This window comes from Rhodobacter sp. NTK016B, assembly GCF_017303295.1.
GTDB lineage: Bacteria > Pseudomonadota > Alphaproteobacteria > Rhodobacterales > Rhodobacteraceae > Pararhodobacter.
Map to the genome: position 1 here is coordinate 1 of NZ_JAFKOK010000038.1, position 3198 is coordinate 3198.

The following is a 3198-nucleotide window of genomic DNA, read 5'->3' on the forward strand; positions in this document are numbered from 1 at the left end:
TGGTGTTGGCGCCGCCCTCGGAACTGAGGTAGCCGGTGATCCGCTCGATCCGGTCGTCAGCGCCCATTTCCCAGGCGGCCACCCATTGGTAGCGCGACCCACCGCCCGAGGCGTAGGTGTCCCTGCGCGCGGCCGGGAACTTGATCATCGCTGGCGCGAGCTTGCCCGCGCCGCTCTGCCGCGCCCCGACCAGCGCCTCGGCCTCGAAAGTGGCGGCCTGGGCGGTGCTGACGGGCTTGTCGGCGTCGGACGTGTTGTCGACATCGCCCAGCCCAAGGTTGACGCGCGCGGTCGCAGCGTTTTCAAGATCGGCAAGGTTCTGCGCCTTCGCCAGCCGCAGGGCATCCGCTTCTGCCTGCGCCGTGCTGACCGGCTTGTTGGCGTCGGATGTATTGTCGACGTCGCCCAGACCGACCTGCGCCTTGGTGACGCTGTGCGGGTTAGACGTGCTCGCCATATGTGCGGCATAGCTTTCGACAATCGCCGACCCTTCGGCGTTCGTCTGGTCGATGATCACCGCGAAATTTGCCGAGGCCGCGACGGGCACTTCGAAACTGATCGTCTCTTGCGCGGTCACGCCTTGGTAGGTCACCGACCACGACCCCGGCATCAGGTCGATCGAGAATGCCGCCGTGGTCGCGTTGGTGGTGACGGTCTTGCGCGCACCCGTTCCAAAGACCGGCGCGACGGCGGTCTCGGCCTCAAGCGCAGCCAGCTTGCCCAGCCTGGTGAAAACAAGCTGCGTTTCAGTCAGCAGTTCGCCGCCGGCGTCATAGAGGACGCCGGACACCGTGCAGGCGTCGGTCATGGGATTACTCGCAGTTTGGGGTCAGTTGTTTCGCTTGGCGATCAGGAACGCGTCGCGATGATTGGATTCGGCCGGGGGCGGCGCCGTGCCGACGATCGTCGTGTCCACGTCGATCTGCAGCGTGTAGCGGACTTGGTTGTAGTTTCCGGCCCAGTCGTCGCGCGCCACAACCGCGCGCCACTGACCGTCAATGGCGGTTTTCTCGGCATCCATGACCTCGGCAGAGCCGAAGGCATCGCCGGAAGTCTTGCGCAGCTCGCGCAAAAGCCGGATGCGGCCGGATCGCGTGCCGTAGTTGAACTCGTCGACTTCCCAGAATATCTGCCGAATATCGCCCCCCGCACGGATCTCCCACGCGGTCGCGAGATTGGTATCGGTCAGCGTCACCTGCATCAGGTCCTGCCATGCCCCCGTGTAGCTGCCGGGCGCATATTCTCCGGGCGCAGATTGCCGGTTAAAATCCGTGATCTCGACATCCGCGCTGGTGCCTGTCGCCCATGCCGACCATGCCGTGGGCACGCTGAGAACGGGCTGCAGGCGCGCGCTGTAGCCGGTGTTGCCGATGATCCCCGAGGACACGATAACCGCGCCCTCGGTGGCATCCACGACCTTCTGCGCGACCAGCACGTCCGTGGCCGTCACCTTGACCTCGCAGAGCAGCGCGGCGGCATCCTCCACCAGATCGGAATCCCAGGTGATCCGGATCGCGGGGCGGCGCTGGAGGGAGGCCGCGTCCGTTACCGCAACGCCCGTCACCGCCGTGACCGGGATCGTCCGATCCCCCGGTGCGGTAACGCCCCCGGCCTGCGGGCCGTTATCGACGGCGGGGATGTCGTAATCCTCGGGGTCGCGCTCGCGCAAAGTGACGGCGACAAGCAAGGTGCCCGGCTGATAGGTGATCTCGACCACCTCGAATAGCTTGTCGGAATAGGGCCAGCGCGAGCTGGTCCATTCGATCGTGTCGAGCGGTTCGAGCTGCTGGAACTCGGGCGGCAGGAAGCCGGTATGGGTGCGCCAGCGCCGGGCATCCTTCGCCATGGCCTGTCCGACCTGGCGCGCCTGCTGGTGATACGGGCAGGCCACCAGCCGCACCGCGCTCAGAAGCCGCTGATCGCCGTCGTCAGCCTCCCATTCCGCATCGAGCAGGGGCTCGGTCTGCACAACCTCCCAAAGCGCGTCGATCGAGGGATGGGCTACGCGCACGCCGTTCGACGTGTTCTGCAGGCCGGGATGCGGGTCATAGCGCTGCGGCTGGGTGATGATCCAATCGGCATCGGTGATCGCCAGCGCGGCCACGTCCGGCTCGCCCACGCGCACCCGGAACACGCCACCGTTTTCCGAGATCTGACCGAGGCACGAGGCCAGCAGCGCGTCGATCACGTCTGCCGGTTCGTCATCGGCAAAGGCGATTTCCAGCCCACCCCGGAACTGGCGCCGCTCGTCTTCCCCTTCGCCCACCAGCGTGTCGCAGACATTCATTGCCGCGACCCAATTTGAAAACGGCAGATCCTCGGCCGGGATGCGCCCGCCATAGACCTCACCCCCGGGCACCGGGATGCCACGCGCGACATTGTACGCCAGCACGATCAGGTTATCCGAGATCTCCCACGTCGCCGGATTGGCCCAGCGATGCGCGCCCGAGCCGCCCGCCGTGGTGTCCTTGCGCGGGTCATAGACCTTGATGCCGGTCATCTCGAACTTGATCGGCGGCAGGCCACCCGTCCAGACCTTCGGGTTGAAGCGCGCGGTCACGATGACATAGGCAACGCCGGTGCCGATCGCGTCAGAGGTCCAGGGCTGATCGGGGTCCGCGCCAAACCTGTCGACCAGCATCGCGTCGGCGCTGGTCTGGGTGCCGTCGTAGAACTTGATCCAGCAGTAATCGCGGCCCTTGAAGGCGTATTCCGTGACTGGGTAGCCATAGTCGGGGTCTGCGGTTTCCCCCAGCGTCACCCACTGATCGCCCATCAGCACGCGGTTCAACGAGACCCCGGGCACGTCCGACAGGCTGATCACCCGCGTGTAATAGGCATTTGGCGTGTCGCCGGCGTTCGTGTGCGAGCCGTGATAGTCAAGATGCCCGCCAGTCACGAAAGTGCCGAGGATCGTGCGTTGCGATGAGGCCTCGCCCGTCGCCATTTCCCCGATCGTCTGGCCCGGGGCCTTGGGCTTGCCCATAATCGCCTGCGCCAGAAGGTTCAGGCCAATGTAAACGCCGAACTCAATGGCAGCCAATCCGACGGCGCCAATACCAGCGACCGAGACCCCGATCGTCTTCAGGCCGACGATGATCGCGCTGACCGGATCGGCAGCCGCCATCGTCGCCCAGCACGATAGCAGGGCGGCAAGAAGGAAAATGCGGATCATGTCAGGGCCGAAGCTCGAAGGCC

At 65.6% G+C, this 3198-nt stretch carries 2 protein-coding genes; both read right to left on the reverse strand.

Features of this window, described 5'->3' with window-relative positions; translation table 11 throughout:
- Window positions 1–808, reverse strand: an 808-nt coding sequence (locus tag JI664_RS23590; RefSeq protein ID WP_286174259.1) for a hypothetical protein, incomplete at its 3' end; no start/stop codon positions are given.
- A gap of 21 nt (window positions 809–829) precedes the next feature.
- On the reverse strand, window positions 830–3198 hold a 2369-nt coding region (locus JI664_RS23595), incomplete at its 5' end, for a phage tail protein (RefSeq protein ID WP_286174260.1).